Annotated in this window: 24 protein-coding genes and 1 tRNA gene; 14 read left to right on the forward strand and 11 right to left on the reverse strand. The window is 71.4% G+C overall.

The genetic code is table 11. The features are described 5' to 3' along the window. Positions 1-69: 69 nt before the first annotated feature. A complete protein-coding gene (locus OG453_RS05570; RefSeq protein WP_266865043.1) occupies positions 70-798 on the reverse strand; it encodes a DUF461 domain-containing protein in 729 nt (242 codons plus the stop codon). Between the two features lie 636 nt (positions 799-1,434). Between OG453_RS05570 and OG453_RS05575 the strand changes: the two genes are divergently transcribed. The 7 genes from OG453_RS05575 to OG453_RS05605 all read left to right on the forward strand — a co-directional run bounded on the left by OG453_RS05575 (position 1,435) and on the right by OG453_RS05605 (position 8,237). After that, positions 1,435-1,917 (forward strand): CarD family transcriptional regulator, encoded by a 483-nt coding sequence (locus tag OG453_RS05575; protein ID WP_003953493.1) that lies wholly within the window; start codon positions 1,435-1,437, stop codon positions 1,915-1,917. Between the two features lie 270 nt (positions 1,918-2,187). After that, positions 2,188-2,916 (forward strand): 2-C-methyl-D-erythritol 4-phosphate cytidylyltransferase, encoded by a 729-nt coding sequence (gene ispD, locus OG453_RS05580; protein WP_266865045.1) that lies wholly within the window; start codon positions 2,188-2,190, stop codon positions 2,914-2,916. Next, positions 2,906-3,409 carry a 2-C-methyl-D-erythritol 2,4-cyclodiphosphate synthase gene (gene ispF, locus OG453_RS05585; protein ID WP_266865047.1) on the forward strand — a complete coding sequence of 168 codons (504 nt, stop codon included), beginning with the start codon at positions 2,906-2,908 and terminating at the stop codon, positions 3,407-3,409. The genes ispD and ispF overlap by 11 nt, the downstream gene beginning before the upstream one ends. 72 nt (positions 3,410-3,481) lie before the next feature. Beyond that, complete coding sequence (locus OG453_RS05590; RefSeq protein WP_266865049.1) at positions 3,482-3,886, forward strand: PPOX class F420-dependent oxidoreductase; 405 nt, start codon at positions 3,482-3,484, stop codon at positions 3,884-3,886. A 92-nt stretch (positions 3,887-3,978) separates the two neighbouring features. After that, entirely contained in the window at positions 3,979-5,394 is a 1,416-nt protein-coding gene (gene cysS, locus OG453_RS05595) for a cysteine--tRNA ligase (protein ID WP_266865051.1), read from the forward strand. A 147-nt stretch (positions 5,395-5,541) separates the two neighbouring features. Then, positions 5,542-6,498 (forward strand): 23S rRNA (guanosine(2251)-2'-O)-methyltransferase RlmB, encoded by a 957-nt coding sequence (rlmB, locus tag OG453_RS05600; protein ID WP_266865053.1) that lies wholly within the window; start codon positions 5,542-5,544, stop codon positions 6,496-6,498. 140 nt (positions 6,499-6,638) lie between these two features. Further along, the gene (locus OG453_RS05605) at positions 6,639-8,237 is read left to right on the forward strand and encodes a DoxX family membrane protein (RefSeq protein ID WP_266865054.1); all 1,599 of its coding nucleotides are present in this window, start codon (positions 6,639-6,641) and stop codon (positions 8,235-8,237) included. A gap of 86 nt (positions 8,238-8,323) precedes the next feature. Here the strand turns inward: OG453_RS05605 and OG453_RS05610 are convergent, their stop codons facing one another. The 3 genes from OG453_RS05610 to OG453_RS05620 all read right to left on the reverse strand — a co-directional run bounded on the left by OG453_RS05610 (position 8,324) and on the right by OG453_RS05620 (position 10,887). Next, complete coding sequence (locus OG453_RS05610) at positions 8,324-9,055, reverse strand: nucleotidyltransferase family protein (RefSeq protein WP_266865056.1); 732 nt, start codon at positions 9,053-9,055, stop codon at positions 8,324-8,326. Between the two features lie 26 nt (positions 9,056-9,081). Continuing rightward, positions 9,082-9,540: a hypothetical protein gene (locus tag OG453_RS05615; protein ID WP_266865058.1), complete on the reverse strand. Its 459-nt coding sequence runs from the start codon at positions 9,538-9,540 to the stop codon at positions 9,082-9,084. Positions 9,541-9,750: 210 nt separating this feature from the next. Next, complete coding sequence (locus OG453_RS05620; protein WP_266865060.1) at positions 9,751-10,887, reverse strand: ABC transporter ATP-binding protein; 1,137 nt, start codon at positions 10,885-10,887, stop codon at positions 9,751-9,753. Positions 10,888-11,085: 198 nt separating this feature from the next. Here OG453_RS05620 and OG453_RS05625 point away from each other — a divergent pair. Continuing rightward, positions 11,086-11,159, forward strand: a tRNA-Thr gene (locus OG453_RS05625). Positions 11,160-11,170: 11 nt separating this feature from the next. On the opposite strand, the gene OG453_RS05630 is transcribed toward OG453_RS05625, so the two are convergent. Next, entirely contained in the window at positions 11,171-12,565 is a 1,395-nt protein-coding gene (locus OG453_RS05630) for an FAD-binding oxidoreductase (protein ID WP_266865062.1), read from the reverse strand. Positions 12,566-12,693: 128 nt separating this feature from the next. On the opposite strand from OG453_RS05630, the gene OG453_RS05635 reads away from it, so the two are divergent. From OG453_RS05635 to OG453_RS05645, 3 genes are all read left to right on the forward strand, one after another. Continuing rightward, a complete protein-coding gene (locus OG453_RS05635) occupies positions 12,694-13,458 on the forward strand; it encodes a thioredoxin domain-containing protein (RefSeq protein ID WP_266865064.1) in 765 nt (254 codons plus the stop codon). 74 nt (positions 13,459-13,532) lie between these two features. Continuing rightward, a complete protein-coding gene (locus OG453_RS05640) occupies positions 13,533-14,417 on the forward strand; it encodes an aminoglycoside phosphotransferase family protein (RefSeq protein WP_266869722.1) in 885 nt (294 codons plus the stop codon). 36 nt (positions 14,418-14,453) lie between these two features. Continuing rightward, positions 14,454-14,945, forward strand: coding sequence for a GNAT family N-acetyltransferase (locus OG453_RS05645; RefSeq protein WP_266865066.1), 492 nt, complete (start codon positions 14,454-14,456; stop codon positions 14,943-14,945). An 8-nt stretch (positions 14,946-14,953) separates the two neighbouring features. Here the strand turns inward: OG453_RS05645 and OG453_RS05650 are convergent, their stop codons facing one another. Continuing rightward, entirely contained in the window at positions 14,954-15,967 is a 1,014-nt protein-coding gene (locus OG453_RS05650; protein WP_266865068.1) for a zinc-binding dehydrogenase, read from the reverse strand. Positions 15,968-16,019: 52 nt separating this feature from the next. Further along, on the reverse strand, positions 16,020-17,120 hold the full coding sequence (locus tag OG453_RS05655; RefSeq protein ID WP_266865070.1) for an FAD-dependent oxidoreductase: 1,101 nt from the start codon (positions 17,118-17,120) through the stop codon (positions 16,020-16,022). Between the two features lie 126 nt (positions 17,121-17,246). On the opposite strand from OG453_RS05655, the gene OG453_RS05660 reads away from it, so the two are divergent. Continuing rightward, positions 17,247-17,915: a pentapeptide repeat-containing protein gene (locus tag OG453_RS05660; RefSeq protein WP_266865071.1), complete on the forward strand. Its 669-nt coding sequence runs from the start codon at positions 17,247-17,249 to the stop codon at positions 17,913-17,915. Here the strand turns inward: OG453_RS05660 and OG453_RS05665 are convergent, their stop codons facing one another. The 3 genes from OG453_RS05665 to OG453_RS05675 form a co-directional block, all read right to left on the reverse strand. Beyond that, on the reverse strand, positions 17,916-18,422 hold the full coding sequence (locus OG453_RS05665; RefSeq protein WP_266865073.1) for a hypothetical protein: 507 nt from the start codon (positions 18,420-18,422) through the stop codon (positions 17,916-17,918). An 87-nt stretch (positions 18,423-18,509) separates the two neighbouring features. Next, a complete protein-coding gene (locus tag OG453_RS05670; protein WP_266865075.1) occupies positions 18,510-19,148 on the reverse strand; it encodes a response regulator transcription factor in 639 nt (212 codons plus the stop codon). Between the two features lie 62 nt (positions 19,149-19,210). Continuing rightward, the gene (locus tag OG453_RS05675; RefSeq protein ID WP_266869723.1) at positions 19,211-20,353 is read right to left on the reverse strand and encodes a sensor histidine kinase; all 1,143 of its coding nucleotides are present in this window, start codon (positions 20,351-20,353) and stop codon (positions 19,211-19,213) included. Between the two features lie 332 nt (positions 20,354-20,685). Here OG453_RS05675 and OG453_RS05680 point away from each other — a divergent pair, with 332 nt between their 5' ends. Next, complete coding sequence (locus tag OG453_RS05680) at positions 20,686-21,258, forward strand: heme-binding protein (protein ID WP_266865077.1); 573 nt, start codon at positions 20,686-20,688, stop codon at positions 21,256-21,258. A gap of 9 nt (positions 21,259-21,267) precedes the next feature. Here the strand turns inward: OG453_RS05680 and OG453_RS05685 are convergent, their stop codons facing one another. Beyond that, positions 21,268-22,731 (reverse strand): FAD/NAD(P)-binding protein, encoded by a 1,464-nt coding sequence (locus OG453_RS05685; RefSeq protein WP_266865079.1) that lies wholly within the window; start codon positions 22,729-22,731, stop codon positions 21,268-21,270. 179 nt (positions 22,732-22,910) lie between these two features. Here OG453_RS05685 and OG453_RS05690 point away from each other — a divergent pair, with 179 nt between their 5' ends. Further along, on the forward strand, positions 22,911-24,095 hold the full coding sequence (locus OG453_RS05690) for a helix-turn-helix transcriptional regulator (RefSeq protein ID WP_266865081.1): 1,185 nt from the start codon (positions 22,911-22,913) through the stop codon (positions 24,093-24,095). Positions 24,096-24,166: the final 71 nt, after the last annotated feature.

The following is a 24,166-nucleotide window of genomic DNA, read 5'->3' on the forward strand; positions in this document are numbered from 1 at the left end:
CCGCGAATGACAGGGGAAGGGCGGGAACCCCTCGGGGTTCCCGCCCTTCCGTATGCGTACGTACGCCGATCAGTGCTCGGCGGCACCCTCGCCGGCGCCGTGCGAGGCGGCACCGCCGTCGGCCGGCGTGGAGGCCGCACCGGACGGGTCGGTGCTCGCGCCGTCGGCCGGCGTGCCCGACGGGTTCGTGGAGGCCGCGCCCGACGGGTCGGTGGACGCGCTGCCCGACGGCTTCGTGGACGGCTTGGCGTCCGGCGCCTTCGGGACGTCGCTCGGGCCCCACTTCTTGAAGTAGCTCTCGGCCGGGATGACGAAGGTCTGCATCTTCACGTCGCCGGTCTTGCTGAAGGCGAAGGTGACCGGCTGCGCGTCGCCGTCCTTGACGGCCTCGCGGCTGCTGGGCAGGACGGCGGACGCGTTGTCCTTGCCGCCGATGATGACCGAGCCGCCGGCCGGGATGGTCAGCGGACCGCCCGCCTTGGAGGTCTTGTCGTCCTTGGCCGGCGTGATCTTGGCCTTCTTGCCGGTCCCGTCGACCGTGATGCCGTCCAGGGTCTGGGCGGTGGAGCCGTTGTTGAAGATCGTCGCGGCGATCACCGCGGGACCCGTCGACTCCAGGTCGGGCTGGGTGATGACCATGGCGTTCTGGATCTTGATGTCGCCGACGGCGGTCGCGGCGTTGTCCGGCTTGATCTCGTTGGTCGCGGCGTCGTTGCCGGCCCCGCACGCGGCGAGCGAGGTGAGCGAGAACGCGATGGCAGTGGCGGCGATGACGCCACGTCGAAGGCTGCGGCTCACGGCGGCGGCAACTCCTTGAACGAGAGCGGTACGGGAGGGCGGGCGGCTGTAAAGCCGTCCTAAGGGTGTGTCAGCGGGCTTAGGTTACCGAGCCGTTCCCGCACCACCGCACCCGACCCGCCCCTAGGCACCACCAGCCTCCCCGCGGCGCCTCCGTCTCACCACCTGCTTCCCTTCTGTCACGGCGAGATCATTGTTCTCTCGTTCACCATTCACTTAAGCGCCGTCAAGGGTCATCACGGCCCGCCTTGCGGATTTCCGGTAAGGAATGCATGGCGGTCCGGGGAAGTGCCGGAAATTGATCACGGGGATGGCTTGATCAATTCCGGATTTGCGCCGAACGGAGAGTCGCACCTCTCTTCCGTCGCCGAACGGAGTAGCGGAAGTTCACCGCTTGGAACCCGGCAAACCGGGACGTTCGGCCTGGTGGAGCGCTCTCGGAGGGCGTGTGACGGGCACGTTTCACCCTCCCCGGAGAGCGGCTCCCACCTGCGAATACCCCGCTCCGCTAGCCGTCCGCAGCACGTTCCTGTTGCTGTTGTCAAGCCCCGAGATATGCCCTGACCTGCGAAAACGCCATTCAGAAGAGGCCGTTCTCGTGTTAGGATGGATAGCCACGGAAGGGGTACCTGTCACATGACGTTCAAGGTTGGCGACACCGTGGTCTATCCCCATCACGGGGCCGCGCTGATCGAGGCCATCGAAACTCGCCAGATCAAAGGCGTGGACAAGACCTACTTGGTGCTGAAGGTCGCTCAGGGCGACTTGACGGTACGTGTGCCTGCGGACAATGCGGAGTTCGTCGGCGTGCGTGATGTGGTCGGTCAGGACGGGCTCGACCGGGTCTTCGAGGTGCTGCGCGCGCCGTACGCCGAAGAGCCGACGAACTGGTCCCGTCGCTACAAGGCAAATCTCGAGAAGCTCGCCTCCGGCGATGTCATCAAGGTCGCGGAAGTTGTGCGTGACCTGTGGCGTCGGGAGCGCGAGCGCGGACTGTCCGCAGGTGAGAAGCGCATGCTCGCCAAGGCTCGGCAGATCCTGGTGAGCGAGCTCGCCCTCGCGGAGAACACGAACGAGGACAAGGCCGAGGCCCTGCTCGACGAGGTCCTCGCGTCCTGATCGCGTCCTGATCGCGTCCTGACATACGCATACGTCTTGGCGCCATGAAATGCCGCGGTGCCCGCTGACCCTCAATGGTGTCGCCGGGCGCTGCGGCATGTTCGTATCCGAACGTATCTTCTCTTCGAGAATCCCCCGATGCTTGCTTGGCGTGCCGGGCTCGGGCAGCTGGCTCGACCAGATGTCACGGAAGGGTCCGGTCAAGGCGTCGCGCCCGGCACGGTGTGGCCATACCCATGTCTGCCGAGCGTACAAACCTGAACGGAAGCGATGTCTAGCGAATCCCGCACCGCGGTCGTGATTCCCGCCGCCGGACGCGGCGTGCGTCTCGGCCCGGGCGCCCCCAAAGCGCTCCGCGCGCTGAACGGCACCCCCATGCTCATCCACGCCATCCGGGCCATGGCCGCCTCCCGCGCGGTCTCCCTGGTCGTCGTGGTGGCGCCCCCGGACGGGGCCGCTGAGGTCAAGACGCTCCTGGACGACCACGCGCTGCCCGAGCGCACCGACTTCGTCGTGGTCCCCGGCGGCGAGACCCGCCAGGAGTCCGTGAAGCTCGGCCTCGACGCGCTGCCGCCCGGCATCGGCGTCGTCCTGGTGCACGACGCGGCCCGCCCCCTGGTGCCCGTCGACACCGTGGACGGCGTCATCGAGGCCGTCCGTGAGGGCGCGCCCGCCGTCGTGCCCGCGCTGCCCCTGGCCGACACCGTCAAGGAGGTCGAGCCGGGCGAGCCAGGTCAGCCCGAGCCCGTGGTGGCCACCCCCGAGCGGGCCCGGCTGCGCGCCGTGCAGACCCCGCAGGGCTTCGACCGCGACATCCTCGTGCGCGCCCACGAGACGGTCACCGACAACGTCACGGACGACGCGAGCATGGTCGAGCAGCTGGGCCTCCAGGTCGTCGTCGTACCCGGCCACGAGGAGGCCTTCAAGGTGACGCGCCCCCTCGACCTCGTCCTCGCCGAGGCCGTGCTCGCCCGCAGGAGGGCCAACGATGGCTTCTGAGACCCCGCCGGTCGTCCTGCCGCAGGTCGGCATCGGCACCGACATCCACGCCTTCGAAGAGGGCCGCGAACTGTGGTGCGCCGGCCTCAAGTGGGAGGACGAGGGGCCCGGCCTCGCCGGGCACTCCGACGCGGACGTCGTCGCGCACGCCGCCTGCAACGCGCTGTTCTCCGCCGCGGGCCTCGGCGACCTCGGCGCGCACTTCGGCACCGGCCGCCCCGAGTGGTCCGGCGCCCCCGGCATCAAGCTGCTCGCCGAGGCCGCGCGGATCGTCCGGGACGCCGGATTCACCATCGGCAACGTGGCCGTGCAGGTGATCGGCCCCCGGCCCAAGATCGGCAAGCGGCGCGACGAGGCGCAGCAGGTGCTCTCCGAAGCCGCGGGCGCGCCCGTCACGGTCTCCGGGGCCACCACCGACGGGCTCGGCTTCCCGGGCCGGGGCGACGGACTCGCGGCGATCGCCACGGCTCTGGTGGTGCGTACGTCGCACTGACGGCGACAGCGGGTAGGTGTGTAGGGCCCGAAGCGCCGTCGAAGCAGTCGAAGTAGAGGAGTGTGGACTTCCATGCCCGCCGAACTGTCCGAGAAGCTCAAGGCCCGGCTCGACTCCCCGGTGTTCGTCGCCGTCGCCACCATCCAGCCCGACGGCAGCCCCCAGGTGTCACCGGTCTGGGTGAAGCGGGACGGCGACGACGTGCTGTTCTCCACCACCATCGGCCGCCGCAAGGAGACCAACCTGCGGCGCGACCCGCGCGTGACGGTGCTGCTTCAGCCCTTCGACGAGCCGTATACGTACGCCGAGATCCGCGGCGAGGCGAGCATGACGACGGAAGGCGGGCAGGAGCTCATCGACGAGCTCTCGCTCAAGTACACCGGTCTGAAGTACGTGGAGTGGAACCCGCGGTCCGTGCACGACGCGCCCCGCGTCGTCGTCCGCGTCACCCCGCGCAAGGTCGTCGGCCGGATCTGAGTCCGGCGGGAGTGCGAGCGCATGTCACAGTTCCGTGCCCTGTTGGCCCAGGAGGTCGCAGGGCACTGTCCTGCGCCCACTACCCTGGTGTGGTGACGATTCGCCTGTACGACACCAGCGCCCGGCAGATCCGTGACTTCAGCCCCCTCGTCGAAGGCTGTGTCTCGATCTACCTGTGTGGCGCCACGGTGCAGGCCGCCCCGCACATCGGGCACATCCGGTCGGGGCTCAACTTCGACATCATGCGGCGCTGGTTCGCCCACCGCGGCTACGACGTGACGTTCATCCGCAATGTCACGGACATCGACGACAAGATCATCCGGAAGTCGGCGGAGCAGGGCCGGCCGTGGTGGTCGATCGGCTACGAGAACGAGCGGGCCTTCAACGACGGCTACGACGTCCTCGGCTGCCTGCCGCCGACTTACGAGCCGCGGGCGACCGGGCACATCACCGAGATGATCGAGATGATGCGCGGCCTGATCGAGCGCGGCCACGCGTACGAGGCGGACGGCAACGTCTACTTCGACGTGCGTTCCTTCCCCGGCTACCTGGAGCTGTCCAACCAGGAGCTGGACAACCTCCTGCAGCCCCAGGGCGAGGGCGAGACCGGCAAGCGTGACCAGCGGGACTTCGCCATGTGGAAGGCCGCCAAGGAGGGCGAGCCGTCCTGGGAGACCCCGTGGGGCCGCGGCCGTCCCGGCTGGCACCTGGAGTGCTCGGCGATGGCGCACAAGTACCTCGGCCGTGAGTTCGACATCCACGGCGGCGGCATCGACCTGATCTTCCCGCACCACGAGAACGAGATCGCGCAGGCCAAGGCCTTCGGGGACGCGTTCGCGCGGTACTGGGTGCACAACGGCTGGGTCACCATGAGCGGCGAGAAGATGTCGAAGTCGCTCGGCAACTCGGTGCTCGTCTCGGAGATGGTCAAGACGTGGCGCCCGATTGTCCTGCGCTACTACCTGGGCACCCCGCACTACCGCTCGATGATCGAGTACTCGGAGGAGGCGCTGCGCGAGGCGGAGTCCGCGTTCGCGCGGATCGAGGGCTTCGTGCAGCGGGTGGTGGAGAAGGCCGGGGGAGTGGTCGAGCCGGCCCCCGAGGTGCCGCCCGCCTTCGCCGACGCCATGGACGACGACCTGGGCGTGCCGCAGGCCCTCGCGATCGTGCACACCACCGTCCGGCAGGGCAACAGCGCCCTTGCCGCGGACGACAAGGAAGCCGCCGTGGCGCGCCTGGCCGAGGTCCGGGCGATGCTCGGCGTCCTCGGCCTCGACCCGCTCGACCCGCACTGGGCCGGCGAGGGCGACCGCGGCGAGACTGGATCCTTTAACAGCATGCACGGGGTCGTCGACACCCTCGTACGCCTGGTGCTCCAGCAGCGTGAGGCGGCGCGCGGCCGCAAGGACTGGGCGACCGCCGACGCCATCCGTGACCAGCTCAACCAGTCCGGCCTCGTCATCGAGGACGGCCCCTCCGGACCGCGGTGGACGCTCGGCCCGCGCTGAGCGCTCTGACCTCGTGATGTGCCGCCCGGCGACCCGGGCGGCACACTTCATTACGTACGCATACGCATCCGCGCCTGCGTACGTGCACACTTCATAGACATACGCAGTAGGCGTGCAGCCGCACGCGACACGACAGACAGGTAGGTCATGGCCGCTAACAACCGCCGCATGTCCGGCAAGAAGGGCGCGCAGGTCGGCAGCGGCGGAAATCGACGCCGCGGCCTTGAGGGCAAGGGCCCGACGCCGCCCGCCGAGGCACGCAAGGGGCACGTGAAGAACCGCGTCGCCAACGCGAAGGCCAAGCGCTCCGCGTCGTCCCCCGGTGGCGGCCGCCGTCCCGTGAAGGGGCGTGGCGGCAAGGGCAGCTCCGAGATGGTCGTCGGGCGCAACTCCGTCGTCGAGGCGCTGCGCGAGGGCGTGCCCGCGTCGATGCTCTACGTCCAGCAGTTCATCGACAACGACGAGCGGGTGCGCGAAGCGCTGCAGCTCGCCGGTGAGCGCGGCGGCATCCACCTCATGGAGGCGCCGCGTCCCGAGCTCGACCGCATGACGAACGGTCTGAACCACCAGGGGCTCGTGCTCCAGGTGCCGCCCTACGAGTACGCGCACCCCGAGGAGCTCTCCGCCGCCGCGTACGACGCGGGGCAGGACCCGCTGATCGTGGCGCTCGACGGTGTGACGGACCCGCGGAACCTCGGTGCCGTCGTGCGTTCCGTCTCCGCGTTCGGCGGCCACGGTGTCGTCGTTCCCGAGCGGCGTGCCGCGGGCATGACCGCCGGCGCGTGGAAGACGTCCGCCGGTGCGGCGGCGCGGACGCCGGTCGCCCGCGCGACGAACCTGACGCGGGTCCTTGAGGCGTACAAGAAGGAGGGGCTCGCCATCGTGGGCCTCGCCGCGGACGGGGAGCACGAGGTCGGCGACCTCGAGGCGCTGTCAGGGCCCGTGGTGGTCGTCGTCGGCAGCGAGGGCAAGGGCCTCTCGCGCCTGGTCGGCGAAACGTGCGACTACCGCGTGCGGATCCCGATGCCGGGTGGCACGGAGTCGTTGAACGCCGGTGTCGCGGCGGGTGTCGTGCTGTACGAGGCCTCTCGCCATCGGGCGTAGATCGCTCTCGAACGCCGGAGGGGCCGGAGACGGCCCCTCCGGCGTTTTTTGTGGAACGGTGCACGTCGGGCGATCTTTGACGCGGTCCGGACATTTCCACACGGTCAAAGCAGTGTCCTAAGCACACATCACTCGGTTAGATGAGTGTGGACACCAGAACGCCCCGCAATTCCACGGGGGGAAGCTCATCAGGGTTCGACGAAGCTCCCGCGCTGACCATGGTGAAGGTGCCGAGCGACCCGGCCCAGGTCATCGTGAATCACGCGAGCTTCCGCGTGCAGCTCCCCGCCGCGCAGTGGACCCAATCCCCGCGTATCGCCCGGCACTTGAGCAATGCCGGTGACACCATGCGCATCCCCGCCGTCGGCTCCGCCGCACGGCGCCGCGCGCCCGTCGTCTGGAGCGGGAAGTCGGATCCCGGCGACCCCGGAGCGACCGGACTGCTGCAGGCGGTGCGCGGCACCGGCGTGCGCCAATCGGCCGCAGGCGGCGCCGACCCCTTCGACGACGGGGGTGCCACCCAGGTCATCCCGCGCATCGACCTCGACGACGACCTCGAGGTCACGCAGGCCACCCCCGCCGTCATCGGGCCCCGCCAGCCCGACTCCGGCACCCGGCTGCTCCCGCAGATGCGGATGCCGGGCAGCGATCTCGACGAGCGGGAGCAACTCCCGTACGACGAAGACGATTTCGACGGGAGCGACGAGACCCCCGGGCGGCGCCACGGGGCCGACCCTGTGCGCCACGCCTATTACCCCGGGCGGCGGATGAACCTCGGTGTCGTGCTGCTCCCGCTGCGCGTCTTCCTCGGGTTCATCTCCATCTACGCCGGCATGGGCAAGCTCTGCGACCCCGTCTACTTCGACGGCGGCGAGCGCGGCTCCATGGTCAAGTGGCTGAACTCGCTGCACCCCTGGGCGCTCGCCGAGCCGCTGCGGGACTTCGCCCTCCAGCATCCGGTGGGCGCGGGGCTCTGCATCGCCTTCCTGCAGATCATCGTCGGCGTGCTCACGGTGCTCGGGCTCTGGCAGCGGGTCGCCGCCGGCGTCGGCGTACTGCTGTCCGCCGCGCTCATCGTCACCGTCAGCTGGAAGACCGTCCCCGCCTACGACGCGCCGGACATCATCTATCTGGCCGCCTGGTCGCCGCTGATCATCGCCGGCGCGCCCGTCTACTCCATCGACGGACGCCTCGCCGGCGAGGCCTGGCGGACGCTCGGTCCCCGCGTCGACATCTGGGAGCTGCGGCGGCGTGTGCTGCGGCGCGGCGCCCTCGTCACGGCGCTGGTCGTCGGCCTGACGCTGCTGATCGGCTCCATGCTGGGCGGCGCCGTGCGCGACGCCGACCGGGTGACCGTGCCCGGGCCCGGCGAGGCGCCGCGCAACGAACTGCCCGGCTCACCGCTCCCCGGTGAGCCCGGCAAGAAGCAGCAGCGCCAGCGCCACTCGCAGAGCCCCACGGCCTCCCAGGCGCCGACGCAGGGCACCTCCGCGAGCCCCACGCAGGGCGTGGGCACGACCGCTCCCAGCGAGGCACGCGAGACCGGCACCGTCGGCTCCGGCCAGCAGCCGACCCAGACGCAGGGCACCGGGCAGGCCCCGCCGCAGCAGTCGTCGCCGGAGCAGCCCCCGTCGTCCACCGGCGCGGGCCCGACGTCCAGCGGCAGCACCGGGGCGCCGGAGGGCGGCAGCACCGGCGGCAACGACCGGCTCGTGGGCGGTCTGCTCGGCGGCGGGTGATCCGTCCTCCTGCGTGTACGTACGTGACTGGGGCCCGCACAGAAGCTGTGCGGGCCCCAGTCACGTACGTACGCGGGGAGAAAGCCTCAACGGCCCTGTGCCGCCAGCTCCTTGGCCGCCTCGGTGAGGTCCTTCGCCGTGTCGATCGCCCGCCAGTACGCGCCCTGCGGCAGCGGGAAGCCCGCCAGGCTCTTCTCGCGGGCCAGGCGCGGGAACGTGGTGCGTTCGTGGTCGCCGCGGTCGGGGAGCAGTGCCGTAAAGGAGGCGGAGAAGACGTACACGCCCGCGTTGATCAGATACGGGGACGGCGGGGACTCGATGAAGTCCGTGATGTGGCCGAACGCGTCCGTCTCGACGGCGCCCCACGGGATGCGGGGGCGGGCCAGGGCGAGGGTCGCGGTGGCGTCGCGCTCGGCGTGGAAGGCCGCCATGTCGCGCAGCGAGAAGCGGGTCCAGATGTCGCCGTTCGTCGCGTACCAGGGGCGGTCCGCGTGCGGCAGGTGACGGGCGGCGTACTTGAGGCCGCCGCCGCGGCCGAGGGGTTCGGTCTCGACCACCGTGGTGACGTTCAGCGGGAGGTCCGCCGACTCCAGCCACTCCTGGAGGACCTCGGCGAGATGGCCGCAGGAGACGACCGCGTCCGTGACGCCCTCCGCGGCCAGCCAGGACAGCTGATGGCCGATGATCGGGGTCCCTGTGCCGGGGATCTCGACCATCGGCTTGGGCCGGTCGTCGGTGTACGGACGGAGGCGCGAGCCCTGGCCTCCGGCCAGGACTACGGCCTGTGTGGGCCTGGGTGCGTGGGGGTCGCCGGTCATGCCGGAAACCCTACGTGGCGCCCCCGTCAGCCGTTCTGGTGGGCGGCGACGCCCGTCGCGAAGGACGTGTCGCAGACCGGGCGCGCGTACGACTGGGCGCGCGTCGGGCCGTATGCCCGGACGGCCGCACGGCCGAGGGCGCGGGCGATGGAGGCGCAGTGCCGGGCGAGCGACGGGTGGCGGTCCACTTCCTGCTGGAGGTGGGTGAGTGCGACGCCCGGGTTCTTCTCCTGGAGCTCCAGGAGAAGCCGGTCGCGCAGGACGTCCTGCGGAGCGCGGGACTTGGCCGGTACGGAGAGGTCACCGGCGGACGCGGTGAGCATCGAGTCCGACGAGTTGCCCGACCAGTTGACGCTGGTGACCGCGAGGGTGCCGGAGAGCACCAGCATCACGGGCAGGACGAGGGCGAGGGTGCGGCCGATGCTGCGCGCGGGGCCTCGGTGGGCTCGGCGCGGCTTCTGGGTGTGGTTGGCGGAGTGCGTCACGCGAGTGAGCGTAGCGGTCGGTGATGATTTGGCGACATTTAGTCACTCGGTCGAGCGACGCGAATTGAGGTTTCTCTGGAGCGGTGTTGACGCGCGGGGGGCGAAATGGCCGGTCTGCCGGGGTATTTGTCGACAACGCTGGCCAAAGCTGAGGGCCCCGCACCGCCGGGCAGGCGAAGTGCGGGGCCCTCGAGGCCTGGTCGGGCCGGGTCAGTCGGTGAGGCGCTCGCCCGTCGACGTCGAGAACACGTGAATCTCACCCGGACGCGGGACGACGTGCAACTGCGCGCCCTTCTCCGGGACCTGACGGCCGTTCACCCGGACCACGAGGTCCTTGTGCTCGCCGCCGACCTCGGCGGAGCCGTAGACGTAACCGTCGGCGCCGAGCTCCTCGACGACGTTCACGGAGACGGCCAGACCCGCGGGGGCGTCCTCGGTCTCCTTGGAGAGGGACTTCGCGGCGGCGCCGTTCTGCTCGGCGATGTCGAAGTGCTCCGGACGGACGCCGACCGTGACGGTGCGGTCGCCCTTGTCGGCCGCGGCGGACAGCGCCTCGCGGTTCACCGGGACCACCGAGTTGCCGAACTTCACGCCGCCGTCGGTGATCGGGACCTCGACCAGGTTCATGGCCGGGGAGCCGATGAAGCCGGCGACGAAGAGGTTCACCGGGCGGTCGTACATGTTGCGCGGCGAGTCGACCTGCTGCAGCAGACCGTCCTTCAGTACGGCCACGCGGTCGCCCATGGTCATGGCCTCGACCTGGTCGTGGGTGACGTACACGGTGGTGATGCCGAGGCGGCGCTGCAGCGACGCGATCTGCGTACGCGTCGAGACGCGGAGCTTGGCGTCGAGGTTGGAGAGCGGCTCGTCCATCAGGAACACCTGCGGCTCACGCACGATGGCGCGGCCCATGGCGACACGCTGGCGCTGACCGCCGGAGAGCGCCTTGGGCTTGCGGCCCAGGTACTCGGTGAGGTCGAGGATCTTCGCCGCGTCCTCGACCTTCTGGCGGATCTCGGCCTTGTTGACGCCGGCGATCTTCAGGGCGAAGCCCATGTTGTCGGCGACGGTCATGTGCGGGTACAGCGCGTAGTTCTGGAACACCATGGCGATGTCCCGGTCCTTCGGCGGCAGATGTGTGACGTCGCGGTCACCGATGCGGATCGCACCCTGGTTCACGTCCTCCAGGCCCGCGAGCATGCGCAGGGAGGTGGACTTTCCGCAGCCGGACGGGCCGACGAGTACGAGGAATTCGCCGTCCGCGACATCGAGCTCGAGCTGGTCGACGGCGGGCTTGTCGCCACCCGGGTAGATGCGGGTCGCCTTGTCGAACGAAACAGTGGCCATGGTGAGGGCCCCCTTCACCGGCAGGAACGTGCCGGACGATCCGAGTAGAGGGAGTGGTGTAGTCCACCTGAGTGAACTGTTCGGACGGTACCCCGGGGGCCCTCGGTCTGTCAGTAGTCGAGCGCCTGCGACCTTCGAGGAAATTTTCGACGGGCGCATGGGCGGTGTTGGTTACACTGCTCGGGCACGTCAGTGCATGCCTCCTTAGCTCAGATGGCCAGAGCAACGCACTTGTAATGCGTAGGTCGTCGGTTCGAATCCGACAGGGGGCTCTTACTTTTTCCTAGTGCCGCCCCGAAAGCCGGTCCGCGATCCGGGCCAGGCGCGGTGCCTGGGCGGTCGGGGTCGTCAGTTCGTGGCGGTCGGCGTTGCGGTATGTCGCGTACATGCCCTGGACGCCGATCCAGCGGAAGGGCTCCGGCTCCCACTTGCGGACCTTGTGGTTGACCCAGGGGAGCGTCGTCAGGTCCGTGGTGCCCGCCTGGCCCGAGTCCTGCTGGACCAGGTCGCGCAGGGTGCGGGCCGCCAGGTTGGCGGTGGCGACGCCCGAGCCGACGTAGCCGCCCGCCCAGCCGAGGCCCGTCGCGCGGTCCAGGGTGACCGTGGCGCACCAGTCGCGGGGGACGCCGAGCACGCCGGACCAGGCGTGGGCGATCTCCACCCCGGCCAGCTGGGGGAAGAAGCGGGTCAGGATTTCGTGGAGGGCTTCGATCGTCGCGGGCTGGGTGCGGCCGTCGTTGTCCGTCTTCGAGCCGTAGCGGTACGGGACGCCTCTGCCGCCGAGTGCGATGCGGCCGTCCGCGGTGCGCTGGGCGTACATGTACGCGTGCGCCATGTCGCCGAGCGTCTCGCGGCCCTCCCAGCCGATGGACTCCCATTGGGAGGGGGAGAGGGGTTCCGTTGCGATCATTGAGGAGTTCATGGGGAGCCAGGTGCGGCGCTGGCCCTTCAAGGACGCCGTGAAGCCCTCCGTGCAGCGCAGGATGTAGGGGGCGCGGACCGTGCCGTACGGGGTGATCGCGTGCTTCGGCTTGATCTCTGTGACGGGCGTCGATTCGTGGATCGTCACGCCCAGTGCTTCGACCGCAGCCGCCAGGCCCTTCACCAGCTTCACCGGGTGCAGGCGTGCGCCGTGCGGGGTCCAGGTCGAGCCGACGGCGCCCGCGACGCGGATCCGGTCGGCCGTCTCCCGGGCGCCGTGCAGGGTGCGGTCCTTCTCGCCGTATGCCAGTTCCGTTTCGTGGAAGGCCTTCAGGCGTGCCAACTGGGCCGGGGTGTACGCCACTTCGAGTACGCCGCCGTGGTGGATGTCTGCCTCGATGCCCTCTGCCCCGGCCGTCTCGATCACCTCGGTGACCGTCTCGTTCATCGCCTCCTGGAGGCGGACCGCGGCCTCCTTGCCGTGCAGCCGGGCGTAGCGGTCGCGGCCCGCGATGCCGTTGTAGAGCCAGCCGCCGTTGCGGCCCGACGCGCCGTAGCCGCAGAACTTCTGCTCCAGGACGGTGATGCGGAGGAAGGGGGCGGCCTTCTTCAGGTAGTACGCGGTCCACAGGCCCGTGTAGCCGCCGCCGACTATGCAGACGTCGGCACTCTCGTCGCCCGGAAGGGGTTCACGGGGGGCCGGGGTGCCGTGGTCCGCGTACCAGTACGAGATGCCGCCGTTGATCGTGCTGCTCATGTGCCGGACGTTACTGCGCTGGTGGGGGCTTTGGGGAGGGGGTCGGGGGGCGGGGTTCCGATACGTTGATCCGGTACGTGGCGGAGCGTCATGTGCGTCATGTGTCGAGATCATGGAGGACTGTTCAGATGGCCGTACGCAAGGCCGGGCGCATCGCCGCCGCGGTGGCCGCCACCGCACTCGTCGCCATGGGCGCAGCCGCCTGCGGCCCCGAGGACATCACGGGCAACGGCGGAAGCAGTGTCGAGGAGTCGGCCCCGGCATCGGACTCCTCCGGAGGCGGCGGCGCCGACGCGAAGGCGCCATCGGCGGACACCGCGGCGCTCGCGGACGTGCCCGCGTCGGTGAAGGGCGGTGTCATCACGGTCGGCGACCCGCAGGCCGGGCACACGGTCAAGCTGTACGAGGACGCGCGCTGCCCGATCTGCAAGAAGTTCGAGGAGACCGGCGCGCAGGCCCTGGTGAAGCCGCTGGCCGAGGGCAAGGTCAAGGTCCAGTACACGCTCGCCTCGTTCCTCGACAAGAACCTCGGCGGGCATGGCTCGGTGAACGCGGCGAACGCGCTGCGGGCGTCGGTCGACGCGGGCAAGTTCCCGCAGTTCCACGCCGCGGTCTTCGCCAACCAGCCGGAGAGCGAGACCGAGGACGCCTACACGCCCGAGTTCCTGCTGAAGATCGCCGGCAAGGTGGACGGCCTGCGGGGTCCGGCCTTCGACAAGGCCGTGAAGAACGTGACGTACAAGAAGTGGGTCGGTGAGGCCATGCAGTCCTTCACCGACGACGGCATGCAGGGCACGCCGTCCGTCTTCATCGACGGCGAGAAGCCGGACAACAACGCGCTGTTCGACAAGGCGGCGTTCGCCAAGGAGCTCAAGGCGTCCGGGATCTCCTGACCGCCCGTGTGCGGCCGTCGCCCGGGAAATCCCGGTGCGGCGGCCGGCCGTGCGTCGGTAGCGTCGCGGGCGTGATGGACATTCGCATTCCGGACGAGCTGGTCGAGTCGCAGCACATGTACGCCGGTGAGGCCGGACGTGCCTTCATCGCGGGGCTGCCCGCGCGCGTGTCGGAGTTCGTCGAGCGGTGGGACCTGACCGTCGACGGGCCGTCGATGCACGGCATGGCCGCCCTCGTCCTGCCCGTGGTGCGGGCCGACGGGACGCCGGCCGCGGTGAAGTTCCAGGTGCTTGATGAAGAGACCGAGGGGGAGCCCGTCGGCCTTCGGGTGTGGGGCGGTGACGGGGCCGTGCGGCTCCTCGATCACGACGCGGGCACCGGCACGATGCTGCTCGAACGGCTCGACTCCGCACGGATGTTGTCGACCATGGCCGACACCCGCAAGGCGGTTCTCGTCATCGCCGAGCTGCTGGCGCGGCTTACGGCCGTGCCCGCGCCCGCGGGGATGCGGCGGCTCGGCGACATCGCCGCGGAGATGGTCGACGATCTGCCGGGCGCCCTGAAGGAGATCGGCGACCCCGCCGAGCGGGCGATCGTCGAGCGGTGCGGGGGAGCGGTGCGTGAGGTCATGGGGGAGCCCGGTGACCGGCTGCTGCACTGGGACCTGCACTTCGAGAACGTACTGGCGAGCGACCGTGAGCCGTGGCTCGCCATCGATCCGAAGCCGCTTGCCGGTGACCCCGGCTTCGACCTCTGGCCCGCCATCGACAACCGCTTCGAGCCCGGCGACGTGCTGTGGCGGTTCGATGCCATGACCGAGGTGCTCGGGCTCGACCGGGAGCGGGCGCGTGCCTGGACGCTGGGGCGGGTGCTGCAGAACTCGCTGTGGGAGATCGAGGACGGCCGGCCGGTGGACGAGGACGACCTGGAGGTCGCCCGCCTGCTCCTTGGACGGTGACGGCTCGGCGGCGCCGGGCCGACGTACCCTGCGGCCATGATTCGTACCGCCACACCCGCAGACGTCCCCCTGATCCACGCGATGGTCCGTGACCTCGCCGAGTACGAGAAGGCGCTCGACGAGGCCAGGGCGACCGAGGAGCAGTTGCGCGAGGCGCTCTTCGGGGAGCGGCCGGCCGCGTTCGCGCACATCGCGCAGGACGACGCGTCCGGTGAGGTCGTCGGCTTCTCGCTGTGGTTCCTGAACTTCTCCACCTGGCGCGGAGTGCACGGCATCTACCTGGAGGACCTGTACGTACGGCCCGAGGCGCGCGGCGGCGGTCACGGCAAGGCGCTGCTCACCGAGCTGGCGCGGATCTGTGTGCAGCGGGGTTATGAGCGTCTCGAATGGTCCGTGCTCGACTGGAACGAGCCGTCGATCAACTTCTACAAGTCGCTCGGCGCGCTGCCGCAGGACGAGTGGACGGTCTATCGGCTGACTGATGGGGCGTTGGCCGGGTTGGGGTCCGGGGCCGGGTCCGCCGAGTAGCGGCTGCTTCAGGGGATCAGCACGACTTTGCCCGTCGTGCCCCGGCTTTCCAGGGCGCGGTGGGCGGCTGCCGCGTCGCGCAGGGGGAAGCGCTGGACGGCGGGCGTGAAGTGGCCCCGCGTCGCCTCGGTGAGCGCGGCCAGCTCCAGGGTGCGGACGGGGTTGTCGCCGCCGGCCTTCTGCATCATCGCCGGGCCGAGGACGTTGACCTGGGTGATGCCTCGGGCGGCGAGCTCCTCTTCGGTGAACGTCAGGGGTTCGCCGTCGTGCAGGCCCTCGCCGGACCAGCCGAAGACGATGTGGGTGCCGCCGGGGGCCAGGAGGTCCACGGCGGCGCGGCCCGCGTCGCCGCCGACCCCGTCGAAGACGATGGTGGCACCGGGGGCGTGCACCGTCTTCAGGTACGTACGCACCTCGTCCGGCCACTGCGGGTTCTTGTAGTCCACGGCCAGGTCCGCGCCGTTCGCCGCGACCCGGGCCGTCTTCTCCGGGCCGCCCGCGAGGCCGACGACGGTGGCGCCCCGGTGCTTGGCGTACTGGACGAGGAGCGTGCCGATGCCGCCGGCCGCGGCCGGGACGACGGCCACGGAGCCGGGGGCCAGGTCGGCGAACTGCAGGATGCCCATCGTCGTGCGGCCCGTGCCGATCAGGGCGACGGCCGCCGCGTCGTCGATGCCCTGGGGGATCTCGTGCAGGCGGGCGGCCTCCGTGACGGTCAGTTCGGCGTAGCCGCCGGGGGCGAAGCCGATGTGGGCGACCACGCGCCTGCCGAGCCAGGCGGGGTCGACGCCCTCGCCGGTCGCATCGACCGTGCCGGCCACCTCGCGGCCGGGGACCGTGGGCAGCGGCGGCAGTTCGGGGAGCGGGCCCTTGAAGCCGGCTCGGATCGCGGTGTCCAGGAGGTGCACGCCGGCCGCCGTGACGGCGATGCGGACCTGGCCGGGGGCCGGTGCCGGGTCCGCCGTCTCCTCGTACGTGAGGTGCTCGGCCGGGCCGAAGGTGTGCAGGCGGATGGCGTGCATGGTGGGCTCCTTGTGGGCTCTCGGCTCTGCTTCTGTCCGCCACTCTCGTACCTCAAGCGGACTTGAGGTCAAGCCTCGCCGGGGTGAGCGCGAGCGTCACCGCCTCCAGCGCGCTGTTGAAGGACACCTCGGAGAGCAGTCCGGGCGCCGCCACCTGGTCGCCAGCCAGGTAGACGCCGTCGCCGCGGTCGATCGCCGGACGGTCGCGCCAGGTGGTGCCCGGCAGGTCCACCGCGCCGGTGCGGCCGGCGGCCAGGGCGTCGCGGCGCCAGACGAGACGGTCGCGCCAGTGCGGGAAACCCAGGTCCATGAGGTGGTCGAGGCGGGCCGAGCCGTCCGCCTTGGACTCCTCGGGGGAGAGCGGGATCGCGAAGGGGTCGCCCTTGCGGGAGCGCAGGGCGAGGTCGACGAGGGTGGTGCGGGCGCCGGTCCACTGCAGGGATTCGTCGCGCAGGAGGTGGCGGGCTGCGGGGAGCGCGGTGGCGACGACGACGGGCCCTTGGGCGGTCAGGGCGCCGGGGTCGTCGACGCGGGACAGCGTCTCCACGCGTACGCCCAGGTTCCAGGCGAGCGCCGCCATGCGGTCGATGACCGAGCCCCAGCCGCCGCGCGGGTAGTGCGCCTCCGGGGGCAGCTTGGTGGCGCGGCGCAGGCGCTCGTGCACGAACCTGGCGGAGAGCGAGCCGGGGTCGTGGTGGAACGTCGCCACGGCGATGTAGTGCGCGGCGGCGCGGGCGCCCTCCTCGCCGACCTCACCGGTGGCCCACGTCATGAAGTCGGCGTCCACGGGAGCCTGTTCGGCCTTGCGGCGCAGCAGCCGCAGCATCGCGAGGGGCGGGGTGCGGCGGAGCCTGCCCTGGTGGTGGAGGCGGAGCCGGCTGCCTTCCAGCGGCGGGAGCGGGGCGAGCGGGCCGATGAGGTCGCGCTGCTTGAGCCAGGCCCAGTGCGGGCCGCCGTTGTAGAGGGCGTGCGGGCCCTCGTTCGTGCGGTACGGGCCTTCGGCGGTGCGGGCGCGGCCGCCGAGGGTGTGGTGGGACTCGTGCAGGGTCACCTTGGCGCCGGCTTCGGCGGCGGTGATGGCCGCGGTGAGGCCGGCGAAGCCGCCGCCGATGACGGTGAGGCGGGTGTTCCGCAAGTTCCTTGTGGTCCGCATGGGGTGGGCTCCTGTCGCGGTGGGGAGCGGTGGGGTCCGTCGTGGGCCTTCTCCGGTACGACGGCCGAGGGGGCGCCGGATGTGACATCGGGGTGCCTTGTCAGTGGTGGAGTGCACGATGGGGGGATGGGACGACAGGGTGCGGCAGTGGTGAAGAAGGCTCGGCGGCCCGAGGTGCGGTTGCCCGTGCTCCGGGCGTTCGAGGAGCGCGAGTTGTCGCCCGACGGGGACTACGACGGGGTGGAGTTTCGGGACCTCGACTTCGACGGGCAGGACGGCGGGGGAGCGCTGTTCCTCGACTGCGCGGTGACGGGGTGCTCGGTGACCGAGACGCGGCTGAGCCGGGCCCGCTTCGTGGACTCCGTGCTGACGGAGCCGCGGGGGGTCGGCACGGAGCTGGTGGAGGCGTCGCTGCGGGACGTCGAGGTGGTGGACGCGCGTCTCGGCGGGGTTCAGCTGCACGGGAGTGTGCTGGAGCGGGTCGTCGTGCGGGGCGGCAAGATCGACTATCTGAACCTGCGGAAGGCGCGGTTGAAGGACGTCGTGTTCGAGGGGTGCGTGCTGGTGGAGCCGGACTTCGGGCAGGCGGCCCTGGAGCGCGTCGAGTTCGTGGACTGCGCCCTGAAGGGGGCGGACTTCAGCGGCGTACGCATGAAGGACGTCGACCTGCGCTCGGCGGCGGAGCTGGACATCCTGCGGGGGATCGACTGCCTGGCGGGGGCGGTGATCAGCACGGCCCAACTGATGGATCTGGCCCCGGCGTTCGCGGCGCAGGTAGGGGTGAGGGTGGAGTAGCTACGCCGGAGGCACGCGGGGGTAGCGGGACTGGAGGGTCCAGATCACCGGGTTGTCGGCCAGGGAGTCGTGGAGGTCGGAGAGGTCCGCCAGGAGGTCCTGGAGGAAGTCACGGGCCTCGCGGCGCAGCTCCGCGTGGGAGAAGTTCAGCGGGGGCTCCTCCGCGTCCATCCAGTCCGCCTCGATGTCCACCCAGCCGAAGCGGCGGGTGAACAGCATGCGGTCACTGGACTCCGTGAAGTCCAGTTCCGCGTACTGGGGGCGGGAGGCGCGGCTCCCCAGCGGATCCTGGTCCAGCGTCTCGACGATGTCGCACAGCGCCCACGCGAAGTCGAGGACGGGCACCCATCCCCAGGCTGTGGACAGCTCGCGGTCGGCCTTGGTGTCCGCCAGGTACACGTCCCCGCAGAAAAGGTCATGGCGCAGGGTGTGGACGTCCGCGCGGCTGTAGTCCAGCTGCGGGGGGTCCGGGAAGCGGCGGGAGAGCGCGTAGCCGATGTCGAGCACGGGGTCGATGGTGTCACGGCCGGGCGGCGGCTCGGTCCGCGGCGGTCAGGTCTGCCGTGGTCAGGGCAGGGCAAGGCGGCGCTCAGGTCAGGGCAGCAGCCGCTGCTCCTTCGCCACCGCCACCGCGCCCGCCCGCGTATCGACGCCGAGCTTGTCGTAGATCCGGCCCAGATGCGTCTTCACGGTGGCCTCGCTGATGAACAGGGCGCGGGCGATCTCCCGGTTGCCGAGGCCCTGGGACAGCTGGCCGAGGATGTCGCGTTCGCGGTCCGTGAGGGAGGGCTGCGGGGCGCGCATGCGGGCCATGACCCGGGAGGCGACCGGGGGCGAGAGCGCGGTGCGGCCCTGCGACGCGGCATGGATCGCGGAGAAGAGCTCCTCGGGGCGCTCCGCCTTGAGGAGATAGCCCGTCGCGCCCGCCTCGATCGCCCGCGTGATGTCCGCGTCCGTGTCGTACGTCGTCAGGACCAGGACATGGGGCGGGGTGCCGGACGACGACGCGATGCGGCGCGTCGCCTCCACGCCGTCGATGCCCTCGCCCAGCTGCAGGTCCATCAGGACCACGTCCGGCGTCAGCTTCGCGGCCAGGGCCACCGCCTCCTCGCCCGTGCCCGCCTCGCCGACCACCTCGATGTCCGGCGCGCTGCCAAGCAGGGCCAGCAGACCCGCGCGTACGACGACGTGGTCGTCGCAGACCAGGAGGCGGACGGGAGGTGCGGTCGTCATGGGGTCTCCAGCGTCATCGGGTCTCCAGCGTCATGGGGTCTCCAACGTCATGAGGCCTCTGGTCACGAGGCTTCCAAGGGCGGCTCGAGCGGGATCGACACGGAAAGGACCGTGCCCTCGCCCGGTGCCGACTCGATCGTCAGTGTGCCGCCGAGCTGGCCGGCCCGCGCGCGGATCGCGGGAAGGCCGTGGCCTCGTACGCCGGTGCGCCTGTCCTGTTCGACGGACGGTGTGAAGCCCCTGCCGTCGTCCGCGACGTCCAGGACCACCTGGTCGTCCAGGAGCGTCAGGGTCAGCGCCGCCGTGGTCGCCTCGGCGTGCTCGCGTACGTTGGCCAGCGCGCCCTGCGCGATGCGGAGCAGCGCCGAGCCGACCCGGTCCGGCAGCGGCACCGGGGTGCCCTCCGCGTGGAAGCGGACGGTCAGGCCCGCGTCCGACTCCCGTTCCGCCAGCGCCCGCAGCGCCTGGGTCACACCGCCGCCGTCCGCGAGGTCGGCGGGCGCCAGGTCGTGCACGAAGCGGCGGGCCTCGGCGAGGCCGCGTTCGGTGATCGACTCGGCGGTACGGACGTGGGTGCGGGCCTTCGCCGGGTCCGCGTCCCAGACCCGGTCGGCGGCCTGGAGCAGCATCTGCTGGCTGGACAGGCCCTGCGCGAGGGTGTCGTGGATCTCCATGGAGAGCCGCTGGCGTTCGGCGAGGGTGCCCTCGCGGCGCTCGGTGGCGGCCAGTTCGCGGCGGGTGCGGATGAGGTCGTCGATGAGCTCGCGCTGGCGGGCCGCCTGGCGCTGCATGTACAGGAAGACGGCGCTGGCCACCGCGGCCCATGCGGGCGGCGCGAACAGCAGGTTCGGGTCGAAGCGGCCCGCGAGTTCGAGCTGCGCGGTGACCACGAACGCGGTCAGTACGGCCACCAGGAGCAGGGCGGCGCGCGGCGGCAGCGTACGAAGCCCGGTGTAGAACAGCGGCACCGCGCACCACGCGAAGCTCGGCGCGAGGATGACGAGCACGCCCCAGGCCGCCACGACGAGGGTCAGCCAGGCGAGGCGGTGCGGGGTGGGGCGGGTGCCGAGCGAGGGGCCGAGTACGTAGAGCAGCGCGAGGGAGACGGAGAGCGCGATGATCCACGGGGTGCGGGGCTCGCCGGGGTGACGGAGCAGGAAGCGGGCCAGCGAGGCGGCGAGCAGCAGGAAGAACGCCGTGTGCATGACGGCTGCGAGCCAGCGTGCGTCGGGGTCCGGGTACCCCGTGCCGGGGTGGGCGTACCCGTCGCCGGGGCGGGCGCCTTGTTCATCGGCGCCCCGTAGCGGGGGCTGTGCCCACCCGTTCCGCCCTGCGGAACGCCTGCCCACAGCGGGACCGGCGGGACCGGCGGGACCGGCGGGATCGGGCTCGCCGTTTTGGTTCACCCAATTATTGTGACCCGGGGTGGGCCGGCACGGGTCAGCCGATCGGTTGACCCAGGGGTCAGCCGTAACGCTTCTCGGGAGCAGCCGGTACGCCGACGGTGTCGGCCGGGGCGCGGCCGGAAGATCGACGCATGACCAAGAACCCCAGCCACAAGCGCTCGAAGCGCACCCGCATCGTCACCGGCGCCCTCGCGATCGCCGCCCTCGGGGCCGGCACCTTTGGCGCCGTTTCCGCGACCGCCGGGACCCCGGACGCCGCGACCAAGGCTCCCGTCGTCGCCGACGCGAGCAACGGCAACCTCCAGCAGTCCACGCACCTCACCGTGGCCGCGGCGACCAAGGCCGCGCAGGCGAGCCTGGACGCCGCGAAGAAGGAGAACCAGCGGGTCACGGTGGCCGTCGTGGACCGCAACGGCAACACCATCGTGACCCTGCGCGGCGACGGCGCGGGCCCGCAGTCCTACGAGTCCGCCGAGAAGAAGGCGTACACCGCCGTCTCCTGGAACGCGCCGACCTCCGAGCTGGCCAAGCGCCTGGAGCAGGCCCCGAACCTGAAGGACATCCCCGGCACGCTGTTCCTGGCGGGCGGCGCCCCGGTCACCGCCAAGGGTGCCCCGATCGCGGGCGTCGGCGTCGCGGGCGCTCCCTCCGGCGACCTGGACGAGAAGTTCGCCCAGGCCGGTGTCGCGGCGCTGAACGGCTGACATCGGCCGCTAGGGCGTCCTGAGCGCCCGGACGGTGCGGGCCGCCTGGGCGGCGACGCCGGGGACGCTGGACGTGATGAACGAACTGCCGCCGGCCAGGTCGCCGACCACGTGCACGCGCGGGTCGGCGGCGGTCAGCCCGCCGGACGGGTGGAACGTGGCCAGGCCGGCGGCCACCAGCGACTCGACCAGGCGGCGGGCCGCGGCCGGGACCGCCTGCGGCGGCGGGTTCACGGCGTTGACGACGTACTCGGCGGTGTCGGCGGCGAACTCCACGGTGCGTTCGGAGTTGTCCCGCGTACGCACCCGGAATCGCACCTCCACCGGCTCGATCGCATGGACGCCGCGCGTGATCGACAGCTGTCCGGAATCCAGGAGCCGCAGCAGGACGGTCGCGTTCACCGGAACCATGGGCGAGGCCAGTCCGGCGGCCGTGCGCAGGTGGCGCCGCAGCCACGCACGGTCGGACTCGGGCAGCAGCCGCCACGCGTACGGGCCGACGGTGTGCGCCGCCTCCTGCAGCACGCGGCGGCCGATCCGGGAATCGCCGACGGCGGCGAGCTGCCGCCGGAGCCGCTGGATGGGGTCATCGGACGTGGTGCCGACGAGCTCGGCCGCGAGCTCTTCGAAGTCCTCGCCCGCGTCCGCCAGTTCCGCGCGCAGCAGGCCTATGAGGTCGTCGAGCGTGATCTCTCCCCGTGCCCGGTGCAGTTCCGCGACCCGTTCGGCGGTCAGGTGCCGCGGGCGCCGGTCGTCCGGGCGCTGCCAGACGTAGGGCAGCACTCCGCTGCGCGAGAGCAGCGTGATCCGCCCTCTGTGGCCGCGCGCGGCGAGCGACACGACGACGTCCACGGCGGTCAGGCCGCTGCCGATGACCGCCACATCGCCTCCGGCCGGTACGCGGTCGAGCGTGTCGGCCAGCGGATAGGGGGCGGCCGTGAAGCCCGGGTTGCCGGTGAGGCCGTACAGATCCGGGGGTGTTCCTCCGCCGACGCACAGCACTGTGTGAGTGGCCTCGTACTGCTCCCGCACGTCGTCCGTGCGCAGCGCCAGACGCGCCCCCGAGCGGACCACCTCCGTCACCCGGGCGGCCACGACGCGTACGTGCCAACCCCGTTCGCCCAGGGCCGCCATGGCCTTCTCGGCGGTGTGCGCCAGATACTCGCCGTACAGCGCGCGCGGGACGAGCGGCCGGCCAAGGAGTACGTCGACGTGGTCGGCGCCGCGCTCTCCCAGCCAGGCCGCGTAGTGGCCGAAGTCGCCGTTGCGGATCGACATGATGGCGGGCGGTGCGTTCACGAGGACCGAGTCCAGGTCCGGGCCGTACGGCCGCCCCCGCCACAGTTGCGGGGACGGCTCGAAGACCGTGATCGTGCCGGTCCCGTCCCCGGCGGAGGTCTCGCCTTCCGCGGCGGCCAGTGCGTCGAGCAGGCCGACCGCGGCCGCGCCCCCTCCGACAATCGCGATGTCCATGATCTCCCTCTCCCGTGCCGTGCGGCTCGTGCCGTCCGGTCGTGTGCCATCGACCCTCGCCAATTCCGCCGCGGAGCCCCATCCCCCGCGTACGGGCGATCGGCTCGGCACGACCCCCTCAGATGAGGGGTTGGTGCCGCGCGGAGGACCGGGCAGGCTGGGCGGCGGAGGGGATACGCATGACCGACGCACACCGCCCGGTGCAATCGGCCGCCGAACGGGCAGCCGACGCACGCGAGTTGTTCAGCCTGGCCTCGGCCGCGCTGCGGCGCCTCGTGCCGTTCCAGGCCGCCGTGTGGACGGCCGCCGACCCGGAGACCGGCCTGATCACGGCGCCGATGCTGGTGGAGAACCTCGGCAACGGCGAGGGCTGTCACGCGTACTGGGAGAGCGAGCTCCTTGAGGAGAACGTGCTGCCGTTCCGCGAGCTGGCCCGCGCGCCCGTGCCGGCCGCCGGGCTGCGCGCGGCGACCGGCGGACTGCCCGCCCGCAGCGCCCGCTTCCGGCGCCTGCTCCTCGGCAGCGGCGTGCACGACGAGCTGCGGGGCGTCCTGCGGATCGGCGACCGGCCATGGGGGCTGGTGAGCCTGTTCCGCACCGCAGCCGCGTCGCCCACTTCTGACGCGTCGCCCACTTCTGACGCGTCGCCCACCTCTGACGCGTCGCCCACCTCTGACACGTCGCGCACCGCAACCGCGTTCCGCCCGCACGAGATCGCCCTGCTCGCCGACCTGTCCCGCCCCCTGGCCGCGCGGCTGCGTGAGTTCGCGAGGCCGCCCGAATCGGCGCCCCGCACCGAGTCGCCCGCTCCCGGCCTGATCCTCTTCGACGAGTCCGGCGAAGCCATGTCGATCAACGACGAGGCCCGGCAGCACCTCGCGCTGCTGCCGAAGGGCCCGTCCTTCCCCTCACCGCTGGGCCTGAAGCTGCCCATCTGGGTGATCGGCACGGCCCTCCAGGCGCGGGCCGTCGCCGACGGCCGCGACCACGGCAACGCCCGCGTACGCATCCGCACCACCGAAGGCCGCTGGCTGGTCTGCCACGCCTCCCGCCTCACCGGACCCGGCGGCAGGACCGCCCCGGTGGCCCTCGTCATCGAGCCCGCGACACCCGCGGACCTGGCGGTCCTGATCGCCGACGCGTACGGCCTGACCTCGCGGGAGCTGCAGATCACCCAGCTCGTCGCGCGCGGGATGACCACCGCCGAGATCGCCGGCACGCTGTTCATCTCCCCGCACACGGTCCGCGACCACCTCAAGACCGTCTTCACCAAGGCCCGCGTCTCCAGCCGGGGCGAGCTGGTGGCCCGTCTGTTCACCGAGCACTACTGGCCCGCCCTGCCGGGAAGCGCCGTCCGCCAGTGAGGACCGCCAGTGAGAACCGGCAGTGGGGACCGGCAGTGGGGACCGCGCGGTGGCCGCCGGGAAGCCCGCCC

This window comes from Streptomyces sp. NBC_01381, from assembly GCF_026340305.1.
Lineage (GTDB): Bacteria > Actinomycetota > Actinomycetes > Streptomycetales > Streptomycetaceae > Streptomyces.

Excerpts from the sequence above, each read along its gene's own strand:
- OG453_RS05575 (WP_003953493.1), top strand. The coding sequence starts at position 1,435 with ATGACGTTCAAGGTTGGCGACACCGTGGTCTATCCCCATCACGGGGCC.
- ispD (WP_266865045.1), top strand. The coding sequence starts at position 2,188 with ATGTCTAGCGAATCCCGCACCGCGGTCGTGATTCCCGCCGCCGGACGC.
- ispF (WP_266865047.1), top strand. The coding sequence starts at position 2,906 with ATGGCTTCTGAGACCCCGCCGGTCGTCCTGCCGCAGGTCGGCATCGGC.
- OG453_RS05590 (WP_266865049.1), top strand. The coding sequence starts at position 3,482 with ATGCCCGCCGAACTGTCCGAGAAGCTCAAGGCCCGGCTCGACTCCCCG.
- rlmB (WP_266865053.1), top strand. The coding sequence starts at position 5,542 with ATGGCCGCTAACAACCGCCGCATGTCCGGCAAGAAGGGCGCGCAGGTC.
- OG453_RS05605 (WP_266865054.1), top strand. The coding sequence starts at position 6,639 with ATGAGTGTGGACACCAGAACGCCCCGCAATTCCACGGGGGGAAGCTCA.
- OG453_RS05610 (WP_266865056.1), bottom strand. The coding sequence starts at position 9,055 with ATGACCGGCGACCCCCACGCACCCAGGCCCACACAGGCCGTAGTCCTG.
- OG453_RS05620 (WP_266865060.1), bottom strand. The coding sequence starts at position 10,887 with ATGGCCACTGTTTCGTTCGACAAGGCGACCCGCATCTACCCGGGTGGC.
- OG453_RS05630 (WP_266865062.1), bottom strand. The coding sequence starts at position 12,565 with ATGAGCAGCACGATCAACGGCGGCATCTCGTACTGGTACGCGGACCAC.
- OG453_RS05635 (WP_266865064.1), top strand. The coding sequence starts at position 12,694 with ATGGCCGTACGCAAGGCCGGGCGCATCGCCGCCGCGGTGGCCGCCACC.
- OG453_RS05640 (WP_266869722.1), top strand. The coding sequence starts at position 13,533 with ATGGACATTCGCATTCCGGACGAGCTGGTCGAGTCGCAGCACATGTAC.
- OG453_RS05645 (WP_266865066.1), top strand. The coding sequence starts at position 14,454 with ATGATTCGTACCGCCACACCCGCAGACGTCCCCCTGATCCACGCGATG.
- OG453_RS05650 (WP_266865068.1), bottom strand. The coding sequence starts at position 15,967 with ATGCACGCCATCCGCCTGCACACCTTCGGCCCGGCCGAGCACCTCACG.
- OG453_RS05655 (WP_266865070.1), bottom strand. The coding sequence starts at position 17,120 with ATGCGGACCACAAGGAACTTGCGGAACACCCGCCTCACCGTCATCGGC.
- OG453_RS05660 (WP_266865071.1), top strand. The coding sequence starts at position 17,247 with ATGGGACGACAGGGTGCGGCAGTGGTGAAGAAGGCTCGGCGGCCCGAG.
- OG453_RS05670 (WP_266865075.1), bottom strand. The coding sequence starts at position 19,148 with ATGACGACCGCACCTCCCGTCCGCCTCCTGGTCTGCGACGACCACGTC.
- OG453_RS05675 (WP_266869723.1), bottom strand. The coding sequence starts at position 20,353 with ATGCACACGGCGTTCTTCCTGCTGCTCGCCGCCTCGCTGGCCCGCTTC.
- OG453_RS05680 (WP_266865077.1), top strand. The coding sequence starts at position 20,686 with ATGACCAAGAACCCCAGCCACAAGCGCTCGAAGCGCACCCGCATCGTC.
- OG453_RS05685 (WP_266865079.1), bottom strand. The coding sequence starts at position 22,731 with ATGGACATCGCGATTGTCGGAGGGGGCGCGGCCGCGGTCGGCCTGCTC.
- OG453_RS05690 (WP_266865081.1), top strand. The coding sequence starts at position 22,911 with ATGACCGACGCACACCGCCCGGTGCAATCGGCCGCCGAACGGGCAGCC.